We start from the raw sequence: 212 nt of genomic DNA, 5'->3' as shown, positions 1-212 counted from the left end.
ATCCTCCAGTCGCTGGGGCTGCGTCAGCGGGGTCTGGAGATCGTCTCGTGTCCGTCGTGCGGACGCGCCCAGGTGGACGTGTACAAGCTGGCCGAGGAGGTCACGGCGGGTCTGACCGGCATGGAGGTGCCGCTGCGGGTCGCTGTGATGGGCTGTGTGGTCAACGGTCCCGGTGAGGCGCGTGAGGCCGACCTGGGTGTGGCGTCGGGCAA

At 69.3% G+C, this 212-nt stretch carries 1 protein-coding gene; it reads left to right on the top strand.

Annotated elements, in window-relative coordinates; translation table 11 throughout:
* Nucleotides 1-212: flavodoxin-dependent (E)-4-hydroxy-3-methylbut-2-enyl-diphosphate synthase (locus IG64_RS39930; RefSeq protein WP_158771774.1), on the top strand; the 212-nt coding region annotated here is incomplete at both ends.

The organism is Streptomyces sp. NRRL S-340 (assembly GCF_000720185.1).
Taxonomy (GTDB): Bacteria; Actinomycetota; Actinomycetes; order Streptomycetales; family Streptomycetaceae; genus Streptomyces.
The sequence above is the reverse complement of the archived record's forward strand: the minus strand, read 5'-3'. Positions and strand labels throughout refer to the sequence as shown.